This window comes from Nonlabens spongiae (assembly GCF_002117125.1).
Taxonomy (GTDB): Bacteria; Bacteroidota; Bacteroidia; order Flavobacteriales; family Flavobacteriaceae; genus Nonlabens; species Nonlabens spongiae.
Genome location: NZ_CP019344.1, coordinates 420,830 through 441,423, shown reverse-complemented (window position 1 = coordinate 441,423; position 20,594 = coordinate 420,830). Strand labels below are relative to the sequence as shown.

The window sequence follows — 20,594 nt, the reverse complement described above, 5'->3', positions numbered from 1 at the left end:
TTTAGTTTATTAAATCTTCTACTTTGGTGATTAGTTTCTTTATACTGAATGGTTTTGTGAAATAGGCATCAGCGCCTAGTGCGAGACCTTTTTCTATATCACTTTTTTTATTTTTTGCAGAGAGGAATATGGTTTTCGCTTTCGCGAAAGCGGGATCTTCTTTAATCCTTTTCAAGGTTTCATACCCATCAATATGCGGCATCATAATATCCAGCAGGACTAAGTCAGGGACGCTCTGTTGCATAATTTCAAGTGCCTCTGCCCCATCCCGTGCGATGTACACCTCATAGCCCTGTTTTTTAAGAGTGTACTCTAGGGACATGACGATATTGGGTTCGTCATCAACGATTAGTATTTTTTTCATAGCTGTGTTTTTTTAGCGCTACAACAATAGTGGCGCCGCGTTCTTTTTCTTTTGCGTAGATCCTTCCACCGTGAGACTCCACGATGTGCTTGCTTATAGCGAGCCCCATGCCGCTACCAGCAGGCTTGCGTATGTTTTGGTTTTTTGCCTGATAAAATTTATCAAAAATGAGATTCATGTCTTCCTCTGGTATGCCACGACCATTATCTGCGACTGAGACAAAAACTTCATCATCAGTCTCTTCAATCTCGATATGAATTTCACCATGATTCTTTTCTACAAACTTTATACTGTTGCCCAGCAGATTTGTAAAAACTTGATTCATGCGTTCTGAATCATGAATAACCTCTATGGGACGTATATTTTTCATAAAAAACTGGACGCCTTTGTTTTTTGCGAGTAATGCAACTCCCTCTACCGCGTCTGTAATCGTCTGATTGAGGGATTTTGAATCAAAGTTGAGGGTGGCCCGGCCGCTTGTGAGCTTTTCCAGATCTAGGATGTTATTGATCAAAACGCTCAGCCTCTCAGAATCCTGCATGATGTTATACATAAATTGCTTTTGTAGCTCGGCAGGCATGTCCTCGTTTTCTGATAGCACTTCGGCGGCTGCCATGATACTTGCTGTAGGTGTTTTGAGTTCGTGGGCAACGACATCTAGGAATTCATCCTTTTGAGCATCTTGTTCCCTCAGCTTCTCATTGACTTGCTTAAGATTATTCGTCAGCTTCTCAAGTTGGTAGGATTGTAGTTCAAGTTGTTTATTTGATTTAGTAGTTTCCTTGTTTTCTTCAAGAATTTTCAAAACATCTGGTAGAGTCACTGGACGTTCTTTGACCACTTTTCCTATAACTAATTTTGCGCTCGCGGCTCCCAGTGAACCGGTAAGCAGTTTTTCTGAAAAGTCTACCAGACGGGCATCTGCTCGCTTATCTGTGGGATCAATAGGGTATTTGCGATAGAAAATATCGAGTGCCCTTTCTGTACGTTTCTCACCGAGAAAACGGATTAAAGCTTCCTTTAAATCATTTACATAAGCCTCTCCTTTCCACACAAATGCATTTTCCTCCAACTCAGAATAAGAAGAGGCATTCACGATCTGCTCTGCATAGTTGCGCTCGCGGTAATCACCTTTCCTTAAAACTGAAAAAATTAAGTAGAAGAAGACATTTATCAGTAGCGACCAGAACAATGCGTGTACTACCGGTGAAAGTATATCAATACCAAAAAGGGCGTAAGGTCTTAGACTCGTAAACCCAGCTGGACCTTGATCAATAAAGCTTCTATCCATAGAGACAGCGTTGAGAAACACGGGAAGTGCCAATGTGTAAATTACAACGATACTACCTATAATTAGACCACTCTTTGCCCCAAAAGCACTACCACGATTCCAAAATAAACCAATGAAAAATGATGGGGCTAACTGAGCAATGAATACAAATGCAATGAGTCCAATGCTGAATAAGGAAAGCTCCTGATTAAAGCCGCGATAAAAATAGTAAGCGCCCATTATCAAAATGAAAATGGAGACACGTCTTATGATAAGGATGGTTTTATTGTTGCTCTCAGTTGATTTTGCGCTGAATCTGTTTAATAGTCCATAAGGGATAATCAAATTGTTGCTGATCATTGTGCTTAATGCCAGCGCGCTGACCACTACCATAGAAATGATGGATGACAAACCACCCAGAAACACCATCACACCTAGTAGGAAATGACCTTGATCTAATGGTAAAAACAGTGTATAGTAATCTGGATTAAGGTTAGGACTTAAGAGTAATTTCCCTGCCCAGGCGATAAAAATTACAAATACATTAAAAGCCAGCAAGTACAACGGAAACAGCCAGCTTGCCTTTTTAAGATGGTTCAGCGATGTATTTTCCACTACGCTCGCTTGGAATTGCCTGGGAAGCAAGAAGATCGCAAAGAAACTCAACGCAATCATGAAATACCAATTGATACCGGATTCCAGACTTGAAAACGTGACCAATTTTTCAAAGTTCTCCAGACTACTCACGCGGGAATAGATATCCTGCATGCCGTCAAAAAGGTAATAAGTAGCGTATAAGCCAATGATCAAAAAGATGAGTAGCTTCAGAACGCTTTCGACCGCGACCGTAAACATAAGACCGCTTCGAGGACGTGATGCATCAGTAAATCGAGTTCCAAAAAATGTAACAAATAATGCCAAAATCAGTGCGATATAATATGTACTATCTTCAAGATAGCTGCCATTATCTCCTGTAGTACTCAAAATGTCAAAAGTCTCCGATACCGCTTTTAATTGCAGCGACATATAAGGAACTATGGCAATTACGCAAATGAGTGTTACAAGAGCACCGAGAGACCGGTTCTTCCCATAACGCAGACTTATAAAATCGGCAACACTGGCGACCTGATGTTGTTTTGAAACAATAATTACGCGTCTCGTGATTAAAATCCAGAGCGGTAAAGCAATCACGGGTCCTAGATAAGTGGTTAAAAATCCCATTCCCTCAGTCGCTGCTACCCCTACGCTACCATAATACGTCCATGCACTACAATAAACAGCGAGTGAAAGTGCGTAAACCCAAGAGTTATTGACCCATTTACTTTTGTAATTACGATCGCCCCAAATACCCACTCCAAATAAAAAGATTAGGTAAAACAATATTATAAGAATGACGGTAATACTAGGCATATCTCTTCAAAACAACATAAGTGATGATGATACTCAATAACCAAACTCCGAAAATGTAGAGGTACATCAAGGGTATTCCCATCACAGCATCAACCTCGTTAAACATGAACAATAAAGGCAGATTGAGCGCAAAGACTAAACCTATAGATAAAATAACAAGTTTTTGCTGGTGTCTTTTTTTCATGAGATCATATCCTGTAAACGATATGTTTGAATTCTAAAAATACTTAAATACTGTTAAAAACAGGTTGTACCCTGAACGTACATTAAAGACGACTCAGGGTACCAACCTTTCATTCAAATCAAAATCAATGTCCTGTTGCTTCCCCAGCTCCGCTAGGTATCCTTATATTTTCAACAATTTCTTGAACTTCCGCGGGAGGTGGTGTGGTGAGGTGGCACACGATAATACTTACAGCGAAGTTTATGATCATTGCAATACTACCGAAGCCTTCTGGTGATATTCCAAACCACCATTCATCTTTAGAGGGCAATTCCTCATCAAACCAACCCAGTTTATACTTAATCATATATAAAAGCATGCACACGATTCCTACAACCATACCAGCGATTGCACCTTCTTTATTCATGCGTTTGTAGAAGATTCCTAGAATAATTGCTGGGAAAAAGGACGCAGCTGCTAAACCAAAAGCTAATGCTACAACCGCTGCTACAAAGCCCGGTGGGTTGATCCCGAAGTAACCTGCCACACAAACAGCTCCTACTGCACTAAGACGCGCAGCAATCAATTCACCTTTTTCAGAAATGTTGGGATTGACAACTTTTTTGATCAAATCATGAGAAACAGATGAAGAGATCACGAGCAATAAACCTGCAGCCGTAGATAATGCAGCAGCCAGACCACCAGCAGCTACGAGAGCTATCACCCAGTCTGGTAAGTTTGCAATTTCTGGATTAGCAAGCACCATGATATCACGATCCACATACAGTTCATTTGCATTCTCACTTGGGTTCAAGGTTTCTCTATTTCCTACAGCTGTTCTGGATTCAGCTGCAAAGTCAGGCTTGTTCTTATTTCCTTTAAAAGCATCTCCAGGGCTGTATTGTACTCTCCCGTCGCCATTTTTATCGGTCCAGGCAATAAGACCTATATCTTCATAGTTTTTGAGCCACTCAGGTTGCTCTTCATAAGATTTATCAACTACCGTTTCTAACATGTTAGTCTTTGCAAAAACGGCAACAGCTGGTGCAGCTGTATAAAGAATCGCAATCAGCAAAAGCGCCCATCCAGCACTCTTACGTGCATCTTTAACACGTTTGACCGTGAAGAAACGAACGATTACGTGGGGCAGACCTGCAGTCCCTACCATGAGTGCAAGTGTGATTGCAAATACGTCGATCATGCTTTTTGATCCATCAGTATAGGCACTGAAACCCAGCTCTGTGCTTAGCCCATCTAGTTTGTCAAGTAAATAGCCAGAACCGTCCACCATTTCACTCCCCATTCCCAATTGCGGGATCGGGTTTCCGGTCATCTGTATGGAGATGAAAATCGCAGGAACCATAAAGGCGAATATCAAGACACAATATTGCGCCACTTGGGTATAAGTAATTCCTTTCATCCCACCGAGAACGGCGTAGAATAATACGATGATCATTCCTATGATAACACCTGTATTGATATCAACCTCTAGGAATCTCGAGAACACAAGTCCCACACCACGCATTTGGCCAGCCACATAGGTAAAAGAAACAAGCAATGCGCAGAAAACAGCTACTAATCTGGCTGTTTTGGAATAATAACGATCACCTATGAAATCAGGTACCGTAAATTTTCCGAATTTTCTTAAGTAAGGAGCTAGCAAGAGTGCTAGAAGCACGTAACCACCTGTCCATCCCATAAGATATACCGAGCCGTCGTAGCCTGCAAAGGCGATTATTCCTGCCATGGATATAAATGAAGCCGCGCTCATCCAGTCTGCTGCGGTAGCCATACCGTTTGCTAGCGGAGAGACGCCTCCTCCAGCTACATAAAATTCTTTGGTCGATCCAGCGCGAGACCAGATCGCAATACCTATATAAAGGGCAAACGTAGCTCCTACCAGGATGTAAGTCCATAATTGAACACTCATAATATTATTTTTTAGTAATCATTAATTAAAATTGATGGTGATAGACACGTTCCGAGGTTTGAATCTATCGAGAGATAAATGAATTTTCTGCTGTTATGTTGGAGTTCGCTTTCGCGAAAGCGAGAATATCTTCAAAATCTTGTAAACGCATTGAAAATTCAATCTGCCTCGTCGTAGCCGTATTTTTTATCGAGCTTATTCATTATGCGGACATAGACGAAGATGAGCACTACAAACACATAGATCGATCCCTGCTGGGCAAACCAAAATCCAAGCTTAAAACCGCCTAACGTAAAATTGTTAAGCGCATCTTTAAACAAAATTCCAGCGCCATAAGAAACTGCAAACCATATCACTAGGAGCAGTGCCAGGTATTTAATGTTTTCCTTCCAGTATGCGGAAGCGTTTTTGTTTTTTTGTGACATAATTTTAATTTTAGATTAGAGGTAGATCATTGCTTGAAGTGTGAAAGTGTTGATCGCATCGAGATCGCCTACCTGGTCGCGGGAATATTCGAGAGAAATTTTTGAATGGTGACCGCTTAGATACAGATTTCCTCCTATTCCTAACCTTGAAGCATTATCATCAATTGCATCAATACTGCGGGTATTAAAGGAAGCATAGGGTTGAAATTTGAGATTTGCGTTTTCACTAGGCAAGAGATATCCTATGTGGGAGTAGAACATGCTACCAGTAGTATATGTCGAGCCTAAGGCATAATTAGTACCATAGTCATTTGATTGAAAGGTCGCGTAAGCGGTAATTGCCGCGCCTTGATCACCTATGGGAGCGTCATAAAATGCATCAACAGCAAAAACAGAAACATCCTCTGCTCTTATACCTCCAGAATTGTCCAGGGCAATACTTCCATTAGGATGATAGAAGAATCCCGCACCTACATTAAAGACCTTTTTACCTCCTAAATAAGACCCAACTTTATAGGGTAAAAAATTACTTTCTTGATCCAAGAAATGGTAATCAAAATAACCTGCAAAATTTTTCCCAGACTCTTTTCCTCCCAAAAACTCGCGACCACGATAAACGGCTTGATCAACTCCTGGTGCATTATCCAAGGTTACATCCAGACTATTCTCTATCGACTCATTGATTGATAAACGGTATTGAAACCTATTAAATTTACCTTTAAAGTAAACCCCCATGTGTCTAGCAAATTGATCGCTGAGACCTATACTCGCCCAGCTCTGGCGGTTATTATCTAGGGTAAGCATGTTAAGGGTGCTCTGATTGTTCAATCTAGATATACCGTTCCAGTAATGCAAACCACCTCCTACGGCATGATCCTTTGTAAGAGACCACTGTCCCCATACATCATGGAAGAAAAGTTGTGAGTTTGCCCCCAATCCAGTGGGAGACATGTTTTGTGCATTTTGACTATTGAGACCAAAATGAGTAAGAATCAAAAACTTGTCAGTTACCTGCGCATACATCAAAACACGTGCGCGCCTTATGGAAAAATCGAACTGACTCTCTTCATTGCCCGCAGCATTGACCGTTTCAAGATCGCTGTACTGCGTCCAGAATTGTGCCCAGGAAATTATTCGGAAATATTTAGTTCCAGCGTCATTAAGTTTCACTTTCATCCCATCAGTATACTCCATGGAGCCTTGCGAGAATCCAGCCAGCGCTACTAATAAAGCGCCTATGAAAAGGGTTAATTTTAAGTTCATAATAGAGAGATCAATTAAGTTAAAGTTTCAAGACCCGGACTCCTAAAACGATTGCGCTAAACTCTCTAAAAGAAACTGTTAATAAAAATTTAATATACTTATATGTTAATACTATACCTTAGTCTCTGAATCGCTCCCATTTAATCAACATATACTTGTCACCAAGCTCGGTCACGACAACACCAGCCCCACTCATATTTTCTGGATTTGAGAAAAAAACTTTGATCTCAGTGGCATTCAAAATTTTATAGGTGGGGTGATAGGTAGAATTATACGGTCTCTTGATCTTGTACTTTTTAACCCAATTCATGACACTTACATGTGACACACCTAGTAGGCGTTCTATCTCACGATAACTTAAACCCTCCAAATAGAGCTGAAGCGCTTTGTTCACATAATAGCTATCTATTTTTTTACCCATTTTCTGGACCGTAAAGTGGTAATTACAACTTTTGCACCTATATCTCTGACGATCTTTAATGATACCGCTTTTTACATTTTCAGATGATTGACAATTAGGACATTGAAGCATTTCTATATTTATTTAGCATAAATATATCAATTTAGCACAATTTTTTAAATGATAAGAATCTTTTCTTCTATAAATGATCTCATTACAAATCGATCAATTTTTTTTTGAGAATATTTTACTGAAATTTCAGATTTCAAAGTGTAACACTCACAAACAACTAAAGACCAATGTTTAGTTAATTCATAAATCTTATTATTTTCACATCAATTAAAATCTAACTAAATCACTTTTCTATGCAAAAATTAAATACTACTGCTGTCTATGTACTTTCCATACTAGGAATACTCTGTTGCTGCTTTTGGGGAATAGGATTTGTTCTATCCATTATTGCTTTTGTAATAGCTACTAGCGAATTAAAGAAATATGCTGCTAATCCAGAGGAATACAGCAATGGTAAAGCCATGAAAAATGCGAGGACTCTTGCTATCGTAGCAATGGTTATTAGTGGAATTGTTGCCGCTTGGACAGCCTATAATGCAATTATGTATTCTGAAGCTGAAAGATTAGAACAAACCATTGAATGGATGGAGCAATTTGGAGCTCCACAAGAAGCCATTGATGCCATGGAAGCTGAATTAGATAACCTTGAAGAATAAGCAACCTCTCATCAAATCTGAGAAGCTGTCAATTATTGGCAGCTTTTTTTTGCTTTGTGTTATAGATTGAAATCCTATATTTGAATCAAATCAAAAATCTCATGCAAAAATTAAATACCACTGCTGTTTACATTCTCTCTGTAGTTGGAATTCTCTGCTGCTGTATTGGATTAGGTACAATCGCTGCAATCATCGCTCTTATTATCGCGATCAATCAGCTTAAAAAATATGAGGCTGACCCTTCCCTTTACTCTAATGGTAAGGCAATGAAAAATGCTAAGGTTGTAGCTATAATTTCTCTTATCATATCTGTAATAGGCTTGATAAGTGTTATTGCATTTTTTGCACAATTCAATGATACGTGTGAATTTATCGAATGGTACATAGATCTTGCAGAGCAAAATCCTGACGTGACTCAAGAACAATTACAGCCTCTTTATGATTGGGCTGATCAAGAGGGTTGTGCACTGTAGTACTTACTTTGCTTAATACAAAAAAAGGCTGTCCAGGGCAGCCTTTCTTATTTATTGTCGTTTTAGATCTCTAGAATTCCTCCAGCGTTCTGATGATAATCTCTATACATTCATCCAGCTGTTCTTTATTCATGACCAGCGGCGGTGCAAAACGAATGATGTTCCCATGAGTAGGTTTTGCCAGCAAGCCGTTGTCACGCAGCTTCAAGCAAATGTTCCATGCGGTATCACTTTCTTCTGAGTCATTGATTACGATCGCGTTAAGTAATCCGCGACCTCTTACAAGAGTTACAAGGTCTGAATTCTGGATATAATCGTTCATCTTTTCCCTGAAGTAACTCCCCAGTTCTCGTGCGTTCTGAGCTAAGTTTTCATCTTTCACAACATCTAGAGCAGCCATTGCTACTGCAGCCGCGACTGGATTCCCGCCAAAAGTACTTCCATGCTGCCCAGGCTTGATTACATTCATGATTTCATCATCAGCAAGCACGGCACTTACAGGATAAGCTCCACCTGATAAGGCTTTACCCAGAATTAAAACATCGGGTCTTGAATAGGTTTCTTGACGCTCACAGTGTCCCTGACAACTACATTTTCCACAAACGGCAAGTAAGGCACCCGTACGTGCGATACCAGTCTGGATCTCGTCAGCTATGAAAAGTGCATTGTATTTTGAACACAACTCACGACATATCTTCATGAAATCGTCTGACGGTGTGTAGACTCCGGCTTCACCTTGAATAGGCTCCACCAGCAAACCAGCGATATTATCGCCTTTCAAAGCTTCTTCAAGCGCTTCTGCGTCATCATAAGGCACCTTTACGAAACCTGGCGTATAAGGTCCAAAGTTTTTACGAGCACCTTCGTCATTTGAAAACGAAATAATCGTCGTTGTCCTACCGTGGAAATTGTTTTCACAAACTATGATCTTCGCTTCAGTTTCGGCAACGCCTTTTTTCTCATAAGCCCATTTACGTGCAATCTTAATAGCTGTTTCTACAGCCTCGGCACCCGTATTCATGGGTAAGACCTTATCAAACTTGAAATAGTCCGTAATGTATTTCTCGTAAACACCTAGCTTATCATTGTGAAAAGCTCGAGACGTTAAGGTGAGCGTTTGTGCTTGCTTATTCATTGCTCCCACGATCGCAGGGTGACAGTGCCCTTGATTTACAGCACTGTAGGCACTCAAGAAATCATAATAACGCTTGCCTTCTACATCCCAAACATAAACGCCATCACCTTTCTCAAGAACTACCGGTAACGGATGGTAGTTATGCGCTCCATGCTTATCTTCTAAATCTATGAATTCTTGCGATTTGCTCGCGATTTGTGTGCTCATCAAGTAATATTTATAATTTCCCGCAATTTAAGCATTCAACGATCTAGAATCAACATAGATAAGAGGGTCGAGCCTTCATGAATGAAACCTTTCCACCGCCAGCGCATGACAACATCCATAAATTCTTGCTTATTTTCACGGTATGAAAAAGAAACCCGCACCTAATCATCTTTGTGTCCACGCTGGCGAGTTGCGAGACGAAGTATATGGAGGTGCTACACCGCCCATCTACACTTCCACGGCTTATGATTACCGTAGTGAGGGCACAAATCTATATCCGCGTTATTTTAATACTCCTAATCAAATAGCGCTGGGCGAGAAAATAGCAGCTTTGGAACATACTGAAGCTGGTTTGATTTTTGGTAGCGGTATGGCAGCGATCAGTGCGGTGTTTATGGCATTTCTCAAAAGTGGTGACCATATCATCATGCAGCGCGCGATTTATGGAGGAACTGCCCATTTTGCCGCGGCAGAATTTCACCGTGTGGGAATTGATTATACCCTACTGGAAGAAATTACTCCAGAAAATTTGGAGCAGGCGATGAAGCCAGAAACCAAAATGCTTTACGTAGAAACGCCCAGCAATCCGTTGTTAGAGATTACTGATCTTGAAGTGGTTTCCGCTTTCGCGAAAGCGAACTCATTAAAAACCGTTATCGACAACACCTTTGCCTCGCCCATCAACCAAAATCCTGCCGATTGGGGAATAGATATCATCATGCACAGCGCGACAAAATATCTGGGAGGTCACAGCGATATTTGTGCGGGAACGGTTTGTGGCTCTCACGATGACATGGATCGCTTGTGGAAAACGGCTAAGAATTATGGTGGGAGCCTCAGCGATCATACCGTTTGGTTACTGGATCGCAGTATAAAAACTTTAGGCTTGCGGGTTAAAGAACAGACTAAAAACGCCGGTGAACTTGCCAGTTGGCTGGATGGACTCGATTGTGTAGCTCGCGTGAATTATCCCGGTTTACCAAATCACAAAAATCATGAGGTAGCAAAGAAGCAAATGCACGGTTACGGCGGGATGCTTTCTTTTGAATTCAATGAACAAGTAGATCCTGATGCGTTTCTCGAGCATCTTGAGGTTATAAGACCTGCCCTAAGCCTTGCAGGTGTAGAAAGTATTATCTTGTCTCCCGCTCTCACTTCTCATAGCCTTCTGACCCCAGAACAGCGTGCAGAGCAAGGAATTTCAGACCGATTACTGAGATTCTCCTGTGGAATTGAGGAATTTGAGGTGCTCAAAACCGACATAGAAAACGCCATTGAGAAATCAAAAAAGCAATAATGAAATTAGATATTCTAGCCATAGGCGCGCACCCAGACGATGTTGAATTAAGCTGTGCGGGCGTCTTGATTAAAGAACAGTCCAGAGGAAAAAGAACCGGTGTCCTAGATCTGACCCGTGGTGAATTAGGCTCTAAAGGGAGCGCTGAAATACGAGATCATGAAGCTGCAGATGCTGCAAAAATCATGAAACTGAGCGTGCGTGAAAACCTCGCATTTGCCGATGGGTTTTTCAGCAATGATCGGGAACACCAGATGGAGATCATAAAAATCATTAGAAAATACCGCCCAGAGATCGTAATCTGTAACTCACCACAAGATCGGCATCCTGATCATGGTCGAGGTAGCGATTTAGCGAGCGTGAGCTGTTTTCTATCAGGATTGAAAAGAATTAAAACCGAACTGGACGGTAGGCAGCAAGAACACTGGCGTCCTAAGCAAGTGTATCACTACATTCAATGGTTGGAACTTAAGCCAGACATCGTCGTTGACATTACGGGATTCATCGATGAGAAAATTGATGCCGTTCAAGCGTATAAAACCCAATTTTACAATCCAGACGATAAGAGCGAGGACACCCCCATTTCTACTAAGAACTTTCTCAATTCCATCAAGTATAGAAGCGCTAATTATGGCAGAATTATAGGAACTGACTACGGTGAGGGATTTATTGCAGAGCGTTATCCCGCAGTGGATAGTCTTTTTGACTTGATTTAATTACATAAAAAAACGTCCCGATGAATTTCGGGACGTTTCTGATTTATGAAGGTTTACAATTTACGCGTGTTGCTCATCGTGTTTACCTTCTTTTACTTCTTCTACTAGTTTTGCATTAAAAGCATCTAAGTCGTCAGGCGTTCTACTCGTGGTAAAACCTTGGTCTACGACTACTTCTTCATCTACCCAATTACCTCCAGCGTTCATTACGTCTTTTTTCAGTGATGGGTAAGAAGTAAGTTTTCTACCTTTTAATACCTCTGCATCGATAAGCGGTTGAATACCGTGGCAAATAGCACTTACAGGTTTTCCTTGCTTGAAGAAATCTCTTATAAAGCTTATCGCATCATTATTCATTCTCAGCTGGTCTGGATTCATAACGCCTCCAGGTAACATCAACGAATTATAATCTGAAGCAGATACCTCAGAAACTTGCTTATCTACTTTATAAGTATCTCCCCATTTGTCTTTATCCCATGCTTTGATACTTACGGCTTCTGGACTCACGATGTGAACTTCGGCACCGGCGTCTTCTAGCGCTTTTTTAGGGCTTGTTAATTCTACTTCTTCAAATCCATTTGTTGCTAATATGGCTACTTTCTTTTTCATAATAGTTTTTTATTTTCCCCAAAGATCGCATGACAATTCCCCTATTCATGATAATAGCCTGCTAAGGTTGTCCTAGCAGGTTATTAAAGATTTGATGATTCTATTAAAATGCGTTAATATCGCTCGGCAATCACATTTTCATGATGTTTGTTGTATCCAGCTATGAAAAAACGGAATTACTCGGGCGGTTATGTTTTTACCGCTGGCGTTTCCTTTGAATTGGAGTTGGTCTGAGCTAGCATTTTTGAATATATCGATCGTTAAAGTTCGTGTGATGGCAAATAATTGTTTTAAATCCGCTTTCGCGATCCCGATAGCTATCGGGACGAGATCTCCAAGAGCACCCACAAATTCATCCTTATCAAAACCCGTCAAAGGCGTGTTGTCGCCTCCTAGAAACCTCCAGGCCCTGTAATGAAAAACCCGCTCCATATCCAATTTATTCATAAACATTTGAGCGATACTCCATTTTCCAGGAACGTAATGATGTTCCAAAGGTTGTTGAAGGCCAACTTTGAAATCCAGAATTTGTTTCAAAGATCGAACAAGTACTTCAAACCTTTCCAGAATCACATCTATAAACCCAAATATTGCTTAAAATAGGTATCGTATTCCTCAGATTTGAGATCCTGAATCGTGAACATTATAGATCTTGAAAAACCTTGTGGAGTAATCTCTTCTTATCGTTGATACTTTCCTCAAGGCTGATCATACTCTCCGTACGACTCACACCATCGATATCATCGAGCATAAAAATAATCTTTTTGGCATGGGTGGTATCCTTAGCCCTGATTTTACAAAAAATATTGAATTTGCCAGTGGTTATGTGAGCTACTGTCACATACGGAATTTCCTTAATACGACTGATCACAAATTGAGTTTGGCTTGTTTTTTCAAGAAACACACCTATGTATGCAATAAAAGTATAACCTAATTGATGATAGTCCACAGTGAGTGATGATCCATGGATGATACCAGACTCTTCCATTTTTTTTACTCTTACGTGAACGGTACCAGCGCTTATATTGAGTCTTTTTGCAATGTCTGTAAAAGGGGTTCTAGTATTTTCAATAAGAACATCTAGAATTTGCTTATCAATGTCATCTATCCTACTCATGATTTTGCAGCTTTTTATGCATTTAATTTACAAAATAAAGGTTTTTAAGTAGTAAAATCTAAGTATTTTGGAGTTTTAATGAATTATTTGTAAAAAGAGCGTATCGAAAACGATGTAGATTGAACAACTCCGCATTCTTCAATTAACAGATCCAATTCCTCGAAGGAGAGATGAGCGGCATCCAACACTCGATGAGCGTTTTTTATTTGTTCCTGATCAATATCGGTAATAACGGGAATAAACCATAATCGATCACCATCGATTACCTCTCGGTACATGATGGCCAGATCCTGTCGCGATCCTCTGGCATCTGATACTTGTTTTAAGAGTATATCGGTATAGGTTTGTGCAATGGAAGGGATTTCATTATAACCATCAACAATCTCATCACGACTTTGAAGTTTGAGGTCATTTGATAATTTAGTCAGCGCTATTTTGAGGGCATTCTCGTACAATTGGGCAGCTTCTTCCCTATCATAATCCTGACCGGCATGTCCACCTTCAAAAAGTACGATAGGTATACCACGGGACATGCAGTAATCACCTATACAATTAATATTGAAATCATCTCCATAACGTCCTACGTATGCAGATTCTAAATTTATCGCACCAGCAATCGAATTGATCAGGCTCATGGCTTTTAACCTGGCACCAGAAATTGTTTTCTCGGCATCACCGGCAGGCGCCAAGAATGAAAATTGTGCCGGTAATGTTCCTGAGTCGTTTCCATAAATGGTACGCTGGTCATGTAGATTTAGACAAAAGTCAGGTTGAAAATCATCAATTGCGGTTCTCAATATTTTGCTTTCGGGCTGCGAGAGGTCTATCGCATCCCGATTTAGATCCACATTATTTGCATTATTTCTGGTCCAGAAATCGCAACCATCAGGATTTAAAACGGGAATAATATACAATTCTAAATTTTGCTCAAACTGGTGAAAAAAATCGGAATCCAGTAATCGTATGAGCGCTCGAGTAGAAGTGCTTTCATTACCGTGCATTTGCGACCAGATCAAGACATGATTATTACCACTTCCAAATTTGAGTCCGTAAATCGATTTTCCTAAAACTGATTTCCCGATGACGGATTTCTGCCAAGAATGATTTTTTGAACGATTTAAAATCTGATCGAGACCCTTTTCAAATTCTGAGTACTTAAAATAGCGATTCAATTTCATAGGCTAAAATTACGAGTCTATTCTTTAACAACCGTAAACTGTTCCTCTGATTCACTAAACTATCGGTTTTACATCGGTAAACAATTGATATTTTACAACTGTAAACACGATGTTACTTGTTATAAGTAACAGCAGTAAACAACTACAGTTTGAAAATCGTGATTTTTTCACTTTTAGAACGCACCCCCACTCTTAATTACTTTTATAATTTATTTCTAGGTATTTACATGTATTTAATTAAATATAAACTTTAACTACATCAATACGAAATACTGCTTATTTTTATGAAAAAGCACTTCAGGACAGTCAGTTTATATTTATAAAATATTACATTTGTAAACACGTATGGAGCTCAAAAAATTTTCGGATAAAATTCAGCTGATAATGGACAAACATCAGCTCAATGCGTCATCATTTGCTGAAAAAATTGGCGTGGGACGCAGTTCGCTTTCTCATATTTTATCAGGTCGTAACAAACCGAGTTTAGACTTTGTGATGTCCGTATTGACCCATTTTGATGAAGTCACTTTTGAATGGTTCATCACTGATTATGATCGCTATCCAGATCCTAAAAATCCAATCGTTGCTCAACCAGCAATGCGTTCTCCAGTACAGAATGCTCCATCGCCCCCTACTCCAGCCGAGTCAGTTTCTCCCGTGAATAAAGAAGGGACACCAATTAAGACATCTGAGAACGACCCAAGAAAGATGTCAAATACCAAATCCGAAAAAGGGAAAAATATATCAAAAGCGATTTTGTTTTATGAAGATGGAACTTTTGAAAGTTTTACTCCATAAGCCGACTTTAATTCTGACTCTAGACCTTACTTTTGTGGTATGCGATTTATGATTCTTATTGTTTTGATTTTTGCAACAGCGAGTTGTTATGAAAATCCTAGGGAATGTTCTGATTTCAGAACCGGTAGCTTTGAATGGACACAAGAATCGGGTGGTAAACTTCTAACCACTACTTTCACAAGAACAGATAGTTTGCAAATTGAAACCTTTGAAGGAGTTACTGACACGAGCCGAGTGGAATGGATCAACGAGTGCGAGTGGCGTATCATCCCTATCAATCCTGAAACTAACGCAGAAAGCCGCGCTTACCTATTTAAAATCATGCGTACCGAAAAAGATTCCTATGATTTTGAATTCCGCCAGTCGGGTCGCGATCAGATTTATAAGGGATCTGCAACAAGGATCGATTGATCATTTAATTGCATATTGTTAGCGTTTCTTTCATGGCATTTTAATAGGTCTCTAAACCGTAGAGATATAATAAAGGAGTACGTTGTGCCTAATGCTAGAACACTCGGAAAAAACACTAAAATTCGTACCTTTAACCAATGAAATATTGGGAAGAAATAAATGAAAAACTAAAGCCTTGGATTGATACTGATTTAGATAAGACGGTACTAGATTTATTTGCAGGCTGTGGTGGGCTCTCTCTTGGATTTGAGGCCAATGGATTTAAAACCATTGGTTATGAAATGGATGAAAACGCTACCAAAACCTACAACAAAAACTTATTAGGAAAATGCTTCCAACAAAAGTTAGCGACCGATACTGAATATCCAAAGGCTGATATAGTTATCGGTGGACCACCTTGCCAACCATTTAGCGTTGGTGGAAAACAACTTGGACTTAAAGATTCCCGTGACGGGTTTCCGATTTTTTTATCTGCCATCCAACAAATTGACCCAGAGGTTCTTCTTTTTGAAAATGTTCGTGGAATGCTTTACAAAAACAAATGGTATCTCAAAGAGGTAATTGACGAACTTGAAAACCTCGGTTATTTCATAAATTATGCATTGTTAAATGCAAAAGATTATGAAGTTCCTCAAAACAGGGAAAGGGTCATTGTACTAGGCACGAAAAAGCGAAACAGACTTCCAAAGAAAATTAATAGAAAAGTAACAGCTGGTGAAGCCCTAGGAGAATTGGCTTTTCAATTCAATGATAATTCTAAGTTTTTTACTAAATCAATGGATGAATATGTTGCCAAATATGAGAAAGCATCCAAATGTATAAATCCAAGAGACCTATATCTAAATAGACCTGCCCGAACTTTGACCTGTAGAAATTTAGCTGGTGCTACGGGTGATATGCATAGAGTTAGGCTAAAAGACGGCAGAAGAAGAAGAATAACCGTTCGTGAAGCTGCTAGACTTCAAAGTTTCCCTGATTGGTTTACATTCGTTGGCACAGAAACTAACCAATTTTACCAAATAGGTAATGCGGTTGCACCATACTTTGCCTTTCATTTGGCCAAGAATGTGAAAAACTATTTATCCAACGAACAAACATATCTTATTACAGAAAACCAACAATTCAAACTATTTGAGAATGAAGCAATATATCAGTCCAGATAAATCCAGAACTTATAGAGAAAAAACCAAGGAAGTTCAGGAACTGATAAACACGACACTTCACATACTAGATTGCTTCGGTATTCCAGTTGAAAATACACCTAGACGTCTTGAAAGAATGGCTATAGCTTTTCTTGCTTGCGGCGACATTAAGGATATCAATCATTTTAGATCAGTAAGAGACTTGAATTCAGGGTATGCTCTAAAAACAAGGGGTATAATTGAGTACGTAAATGAGCATTTTGGAGAGAACATCAGCTCTGGTTCATATGATGATATACGCAGAAAGGATTTAAAACTTCTTACTGTTGCACAGGTTGTTCTTCAATCCAGCCCAAATTCAGCCACAAATGACTCAACTCGCGGTTATTCGATCAATCCAGTTTATGCAGAACTTTTAAGACTTTACGGCACAAGCAATTGGCAAAGTCTTGTTGAAAAGAAGTTAGAAAGCATTGAGCCATTACGCAAAAAGTTAAAGCGAGAGCGACAGCTTGCCAAGGTTAATGTAACGTTACCTTCTGGAGGAGAACTGGTATTTTCCGCAGGAAAACATAACGATTTACAGAAAGCGATAATCGAAGACTTTTTACCGAGATACGGATTTGATGCAGAGGTCTATTATGTAGGAGACACTTCTAACAAATATCTCTATTTGGAGACTGAAAAATTAGAAGAATTGAATTTCTTCGAGATTTCACACGACGAATTACCTGATGTCATAGCATATTCAAAGCGGAAAAATTGGATATACTTAATTGAAGCTGTTCATTCATCTGGGCCAATTAGCGAACTTAGGCTGATACAGTTACAAAAATTAACAGAAAAATGTAAAGCGGACATAGTCTATGTGACAGCATTTCTTGACAGAAAAAAATTCCGTCAGTATATTGCAGATATCGCTTGGGAAACGGAAGTCTGGATAGCTGACAATCCCGACCATTTGGTGCATTTCAATGGGGATAAGTTTCTTGGGCCATACGTACAGCGCTAGGCACAATACCGTATAAAACGTAATAGCGGTGGTGGTTCAGAAACAAAAGAAAACGAATAAATCAAAGGTAAGTTTTAAGCTAGAAAGTACGTAGGAGAAAACTGCTACTTCGCTGATACAAGAACCGTTACCTCACCCCAACACTCTTCGACTGAGAGGGAATTGAATAATCTTGAAAGTGTCTATTATATAAACTTAAGAGATAACAAATTCAAAAACTTTGAATTCTGAATTCTGAATTCACCATTCATTACCTTTGCAATCCTAAAAAAACAGACTATATGATCTATAGATTGAGGGTGCTGCTGGACGCGGCAAACGACTGCCTCCGAGACATAGAAATAGAAGGCGACAGTACGCTTGAGGACTTTCATAACGTGATCACGCAATCCTTTCAATTGCAGGGAGATGAGATGGCAAGCTTCTATTCCAGCGATGAAGAATGGAATCAAGGTCAAGAGTATTGCCTATTTGACATGAGCGAGGGATTGAATCCGGTTCAGAAGATGGCCGAAACTAAGATCCAAGATGTTTTAAGCAAGAAAGATACGCGCCTGATCTACGTCTACGACTTTTTGAGCATGTGGACCTTTCTTGTAGAACTTGCTGAGATCGTAGGCCCGACTGATGGAATCGCCTACCCTCAGGTGATATTTTCCATGGGAGAGTTGCCTGACTCCCCACCAGACAAGGAGTTTGAAGCAGATCCTCGTTTTCACGATGATGATGAAGGCGATGACGATGAAGAAGATTACTATGACGAAGAAAACTTTGACAACTACGACGACCTCTATTAGACTATGATCAATCTATTCAATACCCGCATTGAAAACCTCGCCATCCACCGCGTGGGCAATAAGAATAAAGGCGAGCTATTGCTTACCTCCAGCAACACCACACCGCTGGACGATGAGATGCACTCGCTACTCAAGGAGTATTTCTTGAAACCCTTCCGCTCTAAGGAGGAGGCTTATTACAGCTTTCACCATGAAGAAGACTTGGAGTTTCATGAGATGTACGCTTTCGCGAAAGCGATATTTAACACACCAGCTTCTCTGCTGGATACGAGTAAAAAGATTGCCAAACACCTCTATCAACAGTCAGATCATCCACACATACGAAGTGGTGAGATATACGTCTGTCATCTAGAAAACCTGATGGTGGACAACAATAAGGTGGACGCCGTCGGGATATTCAAAAGCGAGATCAAGCAAGAATTTTTGCAGTTTGAGGAACGTGAAGACGATTTACGCATGATCCTGCAGCAAGGTGTGAATCTTAACAAACTGGACAAAGGTGCCATCATTTTTAATGTTGAAGAAGAATCGGGCTATAAGATCCTATCAGTAGACAGCAACCGCTATGATGCAAAATACTGGCTGGAGAGCTTTTTGGGTGTTGATGTTTTTGAGGACGAGAACTTTTTCACTAAGAAATACCTCAAATTCTGTCAGGATTTTGCCAAAGAAGTCGTCCTACCAGCCGAGGACAAAAAAGAAGAGGTAATGTTCATGAACCGTGCGGTGAACCACTTTGCGAAGAATGACGATTTTGAAGAAACGGTATTCTTAAATGAGACATTAGAAAATCCAGAACTCATACCCGAGTTCAAGAATTACAAAGTTGAGAAAGGCCCCAAATACAGCATTGAAGACGTGAGCTCCTTCCCTATCTCAAATACGGCCGTGACCGCGGCTAGAAAGGGCATTAAGAGCGTGATCAACCTCGACACCCACGTTCAAATCAAAATGGACTTTACCAACAGCGACAGCGCAGAAAAATTCATCGAGAAAGGCTGGGACGAGGAACGCCAGATGTATTACTACCTCGTTTATTTCAATCGTGAGGAGAAGAAGTAAGTTTCTCACATTATCTCAAAACTACAAACGGTCAGCAATATGCTGACCGTTTGTAGTTTTAAAGATTGAAATCTTTTAGGCTGAAACCTTATCAAGAGCTTCTCCTATCAAAGTATCATATTGGGATTGTGAAGTAAAAAAACATGTTGCAATAATTGTATAGAAGTTCTTTTATTGCTTGGCTTCATTTGGTAAATGCACTTAATCGATATTATCCTAAAAAATTTGTAGTACATATGTACTAAATTTATATATCATATTTGTTTTCAGCCAATTAACCATGTATTCTTACAAAGCATAAGTGAAGAAAACAGTATAAATATCTAAGTTCAAGCAAAATCAAAATCGGCTTTCTAGTTTTGTTTAAGAACGCTTAAGCTAAATGGACAAAGTGTCCACAATCAAAGGTTCGTCTTGAACTAATAATGTATTATAATTTGATTAACAGATAGTTACAGGTTAAAATTGCTTGTACTTTTTGTTTTCAGACAATTGAGTGATCATTGTATGAAGTAGTTACACGCTTTAGATCTGTTTGCTGGTTCAGGTGAATTTTTAAGACGTCTTTTTGCGATTTGGAGATAGATGTTATGATTATAAACAATTTTAGATATTGACAAAGCATGTTGAAAACTAGTAAGTTATTGTATTATTTAGAATTGTTACAAATAATTACATTTACTGCTT

22 protein-coding genes and 1 pseudogene are annotated in these 20,594 nt (G+C 39.7%); 10 read left to right on the top strand and 13 right to left on the bottom strand.

The window, feature by feature from the left end:
- Position 1 precedes the first annotated feature (1 nt).
- The 8 genes and pseudogenes from BST97_RS02065 to BST97_RS16420 all read right to left on the bottom strand — a co-directional run.
- Positions 2–364: a response regulator transcription factor gene (locus BST97_RS02065; RefSeq protein ID WP_085765682.1), complete on the bottom strand. Its 363-nt coding sequence runs from the start codon at positions 362–364 to the stop codon at positions 2–4.
- Positions 342–3,044 (bottom strand): sensor histidine kinase, encoded by a 2,703-nt coding sequence (locus BST97_RS02060; protein WP_085765681.1) that lies wholly within the window; start codon positions 3,042–3,044, stop codon positions 342–344. Before BST97_RS02060 ends, BST97_RS02065 begins: the two co-directional genes overlap by 23 nt.
- Positions 3,037–3,228: a hypothetical protein gene (locus tag BST97_RS02055; protein ID WP_085765680.1), complete on the bottom strand. Its 192-nt coding sequence runs from the start codon at positions 3,226–3,228 to the stop codon at positions 3,037–3,039. The genes BST97_RS02060 and BST97_RS02055 overlap by 8 nt, the downstream gene beginning before the upstream one ends.
- Before the next feature lie 124 nt (positions 3,229–3,352).
- Positions 3,353–5,137 carry a sodium:solute symporter family protein gene (locus BST97_RS02050; RefSeq protein WP_085765679.1) on the bottom strand — a complete coding sequence of 595 codons (1,785 nt, stop codon included), beginning with the start codon at positions 5,135–5,137 and terminating at the stop codon, positions 3,353–3,355.
- Between the two features lie 158 nt (positions 5,138–5,295).
- Positions 5,296–5,562, bottom strand: a complete 267-nt coding sequence (locus BST97_RS02045; protein WP_085765678.1) for a DUF4212 domain-containing protein — start codon at positions 5,560–5,562, stop codon at positions 5,296–5,298.
- A gap of 15 nt (positions 5,563–5,577) precedes the next feature.
- Positions 5,578–6,825 carry a hypothetical protein gene (locus tag BST97_RS02040; protein WP_085765677.1) on the bottom strand — a complete coding sequence of 416 codons (1,248 nt, stop codon included), beginning with the start codon at positions 6,823–6,825 and terminating at the stop codon, positions 5,578–5,580.
- Between the two features lie 118 nt (positions 6,826–6,943).
- Positions 6,944–7,246 (bottom strand): helix-turn-helix domain-containing protein, encoded by a 303-nt coding sequence (locus tag BST97_RS02035; RefSeq protein WP_211277456.1) that lies wholly within the window; start codon positions 7,244–7,246, stop codon positions 6,944–6,946.
- A gap of 21 nt (positions 7,247–7,267) precedes the next feature.
- Positions 7,268–7,357, bottom strand: a pseudogene (locus BST97_RS16420) (transposase-like zinc-binding domain-containing protein); the annotation flags it as partial.
- A gap of 233 nt (positions 7,358–7,590) precedes the next feature.
- Here BST97_RS16420 and BST97_RS02030 point away from each other — a divergent pair.
- Both BST97_RS02030 and BST97_RS02025 read left to right on the top strand, forming a co-directional pair.
- A complete protein-coding gene (locus tag BST97_RS02030; protein ID WP_085765675.1) occupies positions 7,591–7,953 on the top strand; it encodes a CCC motif membrane protein in 363 nt (120 codons plus the stop codon).
- 101 nt (positions 7,954–8,054) lie between these two features.
- Positions 8,055–8,426, top strand: coding sequence for a CCC motif membrane protein (locus tag BST97_RS02025; RefSeq protein WP_085768119.1), 372 nt, complete (start codon positions 8,055–8,057; stop codon positions 8,424–8,426).
- 70 nt (positions 8,427–8,496) lie between these two features.
- Here the strand turns inward: BST97_RS02025 and rocD are convergent, their stop codons facing one another.
- Positions 8,497–9,768, bottom strand: coding sequence for an ornithine--oxo-acid transaminase (gene rocD, locus BST97_RS02020; protein WP_085765674.1), 1,272 nt, complete (start codon positions 9,766–9,768; stop codon positions 8,497–8,499).
- A 142-nt stretch (positions 9,769–9,910) separates the two neighbouring features.
- On the opposite strand from rocD, the gene BST97_RS02015 reads away from it, so the two are divergent.
- Together BST97_RS02015 and bshB1 are read left to right on the top strand one after the other, a co-directional pair.
- On the top strand, positions 9,911–11,065 hold the full coding sequence (locus BST97_RS02015; protein WP_085765673.1) for a trans-sulfuration enzyme family protein: 1,155 nt from the start codon (positions 9,911–9,913) through the stop codon (positions 11,063–11,065).
- Entirely contained in the window at positions 11,065–11,781 is a 717-nt protein-coding gene (bshB1, locus tag BST97_RS02010; protein WP_085765672.1) for a bacillithiol biosynthesis deacetylase BshB1, read from the top strand. Before BST97_RS02015 ends, bshB1 begins: the two co-directional genes overlap by 1 nt.
- A 60-nt stretch (positions 11,782–11,841) precedes the next feature.
- Here the strand turns inward: bshB1 and BST97_RS02005 are convergent, their stop codons facing one another.
- From BST97_RS02005 to BST97_RS01990, 4 genes are all read right to left on the bottom strand, one after another.
- Positions 11,842–12,390, bottom strand: a complete 549-nt coding sequence (locus BST97_RS02005) for a type 1 glutamine amidotransferase domain-containing protein (RefSeq protein ID WP_085765671.1) — start codon at positions 12,388–12,390, stop codon at positions 11,842–11,844.
- A gap of 138 nt (positions 12,391–12,528) precedes the next feature.
- Positions 12,529–12,927 carry a hypothetical protein gene (locus BST97_RS02000; protein ID WP_085765670.1) on the bottom strand — a complete coding sequence of 133 codons (399 nt, stop codon included), beginning with the start codon at positions 12,925–12,927 and terminating at the stop codon, positions 12,529–12,531.
- Between the two features lie 106 nt (positions 12,928–13,033).
- The gene (locus tag BST97_RS01995; protein ID WP_085765669.1) at positions 13,034–13,507 is read right to left on the bottom strand and encodes an Lrp/AsnC family transcriptional regulator; all 474 of its coding nucleotides are present in this window, start codon (positions 13,505–13,507) and stop codon (positions 13,034–13,036) included.
- An 83-nt stretch (positions 13,508–13,590) separates the two neighbouring features.
- Entirely contained in the window at positions 13,591–14,685 is a 1,095-nt protein-coding gene (locus BST97_RS01990) for a M14 family zinc carboxypeptidase (protein ID WP_085765668.1), read from the bottom strand.
- A gap of 345 nt (positions 14,686–15,030) precedes the next feature.
- Between BST97_RS01990 and BST97_RS01985 the strand changes: the two genes are divergently transcribed.
- The 6 genes from BST97_RS01985 (at position 15,031) to BST97_RS01960 (ending at position 19,907) form a co-directional block, all read left to right on the top strand.
- Positions 15,031–15,483 carry a helix-turn-helix domain-containing protein gene (locus BST97_RS01985; protein WP_085765667.1) on the top strand — a complete coding sequence of 151 codons (453 nt, stop codon included), beginning with the start codon at positions 15,031–15,033 and terminating at the stop codon, positions 15,481–15,483.
- Positions 15,484–15,522: 39 nt separating this feature from the next.
- Positions 15,523–15,894, top strand: a complete 372-nt coding sequence (locus BST97_RS01980; RefSeq protein WP_085765666.1) for a DNA topoisomerase IV — start codon at positions 15,523–15,525, stop codon at positions 15,892–15,894.
- A gap of 137 nt (positions 15,895–16,031) precedes the next feature.
- Positions 16,032–17,057, top strand: a complete 1,026-nt coding sequence (locus BST97_RS01975; RefSeq protein WP_085765665.1) for a DNA cytosine methyltransferase — start codon at positions 16,032–16,034, stop codon at positions 17,055–17,057.
- A complete protein-coding gene (locus tag BST97_RS01970; protein WP_085765664.1) occupies positions 17,032–18,048 on the top strand; it encodes a BsuBI/PstI family type II restriction endonuclease in 1,017 nt (338 codons plus the stop codon). Before BST97_RS01975 ends, BST97_RS01970 begins: the two co-directional genes overlap by 26 nt.
- A gap of 281 nt (positions 18,049–18,329) precedes the next feature.
- Positions 18,330–18,845 (top strand): IS1096 element passenger TnpR family protein, encoded by a 516-nt coding sequence (locus BST97_RS01965; protein ID WP_085765663.1) that lies wholly within the window; start codon positions 18,330–18,332, stop codon positions 18,843–18,845.
- A gap of 3 nt (positions 18,846–18,848) precedes the next feature.
- On the top strand, positions 18,849–19,907 hold the full coding sequence (locus BST97_RS01960; protein ID WP_085765662.1) for a nucleoid-associated protein: 1,059 nt from the start codon (positions 18,849–18,851) through the stop codon (positions 19,905–19,907).
- Positions 19,908–20,594: the final 687 nt, after the last annotated feature.

What these genes read in the sequence shown, in the direction of transcription:
- BST97_RS01960 (WP_085765662.1), top strand. Translation starts at nt 18,849, where the DNA reads ATGATCAATCTATTCAATACCCGCATTGAAAACCTCGCCATCCACCGC.
- BST97_RS02045 (WP_085765678.1), bottom strand. Translation starts at nt 5,562, where the DNA reads ATGTCACAAAAAAACAAAAACGCTTCCGCATACTGGAAGGAAAACATT.
- BST97_RS01980 (WP_085765666.1), top strand. Translation starts at nt 15,523, where the DNA reads ATGCGATTTATGATTCTTATTGTTTTGATTTTTGCAACAGCGAGTTGT.
- BST97_RS02065 (WP_085765682.1), bottom strand. Translation starts at nt 364, where the DNA reads ATGAAAAAAATACTAATCGTTGATGACGAACCCAATATCGTCATGTCC.
- BST97_RS02040 (WP_085765677.1), bottom strand. Translation starts at nt 6,825, where the DNA reads ATGAACTTAAAATTAACCCTTTTCATAGGCGCTTTATTAGTAGCGCTG.
- BST97_RS01965 (WP_085765663.1), top strand. Translation starts at nt 18,330, where the DNA reads ATGATCTATAGATTGAGGGTGCTGCTGGACGCGGCAAACGACTGCCTC.
- BST97_RS01985 (WP_085765667.1), top strand. Translation starts at nt 15,031, where the DNA reads ATGGAGCTCAAAAAATTTTCGGATAAAATTCAGCTGATAATGGACAAA.
- bshB1 (WP_085765672.1), top strand. Translation starts at nt 11,065, where the DNA reads ATGAAATTAGATATTCTAGCCATAGGCGCGCACCCAGACGATGTTGAA.
- BST97_RS02035 (WP_211277456.1), bottom strand. Translation starts at nt 7,246, where the DNA reads ATGGGTAAAAAAATAGATAGCTATTATGTGAACAAAGCGCTTCAGCTC.
- rocD (WP_085765674.1), bottom strand. Translation starts at nt 9,768, where the DNA reads ATGAGCACACAAATCGCGAGCAAATCGCAAGAATTCATAGATTTAGAA.
- BST97_RS02030 (WP_085765675.1), top strand. Translation starts at nt 7,591, where the DNA reads ATGCAAAAATTAAATACTACTGCTGTCTATGTACTTTCCATACTAGGA.
- BST97_RS02015 (WP_085765673.1), top strand. Translation starts at nt 9,911, where the DNA reads ATGAAAAAGAAACCCGCACCTAATCATCTTTGTGTCCACGCTGGCGAG.
- BST97_RS02005 (WP_085765671.1), bottom strand. Translation starts at nt 12,390, where the DNA reads ATGAAAAAGAAAGTAGCCATATTAGCAACAAATGGATTTGAAGAAGTA.
- BST97_RS01995 (WP_085765669.1), bottom strand. Translation starts at nt 13,507, where the DNA reads ATGAGTAGGATAGATGACATTGATAAGCAAATTCTAGATGTTCTTATT.
- BST97_RS01990 (WP_085765668.1), bottom strand. Translation starts at nt 14,685, where the DNA reads ATGAAATTGAATCGCTATTTTAAGTACTCAGAATTTGAAAAGGGTCTC.
- BST97_RS01970 (WP_085765664.1), top strand. Translation starts at nt 17,032, where the DNA reads ATGAAGCAATATATCAGTCCAGATAAATCCAGAACTTATAGAGAAAAA.
- BST97_RS02025 (WP_085768119.1), top strand. Translation starts at nt 8,055, where the DNA reads ATGCAAAAATTAAATACCACTGCTGTTTACATTCTCTCTGTAGTTGGA.
- BST97_RS02055 (WP_085765680.1), bottom strand. Translation starts at nt 3,228, where the DNA reads ATGAAAAAAAGACACCAGCAAAAACTTGTTATTTTATCTATAGGTTTA.
- BST97_RS02050 (WP_085765679.1), bottom strand. Translation starts at nt 5,137, where the DNA reads ATGAGTGTTCAATTATGGACTTACATCCTGGTAGGAGCTACGTTTGCC.
- BST97_RS01975 (WP_085765665.1), top strand. Translation starts at nt 16,032, where the DNA reads ATGAAATATTGGGAAGAAATAAATGAAAAACTAAAGCCTTGGATTGAT.
- BST97_RS02060 (WP_085765681.1), bottom strand. Translation starts at nt 3,044, where the DNA reads ATGCCTAGTATTACCGTCATTCTTATAATATTGTTTTACCTAATCTTT.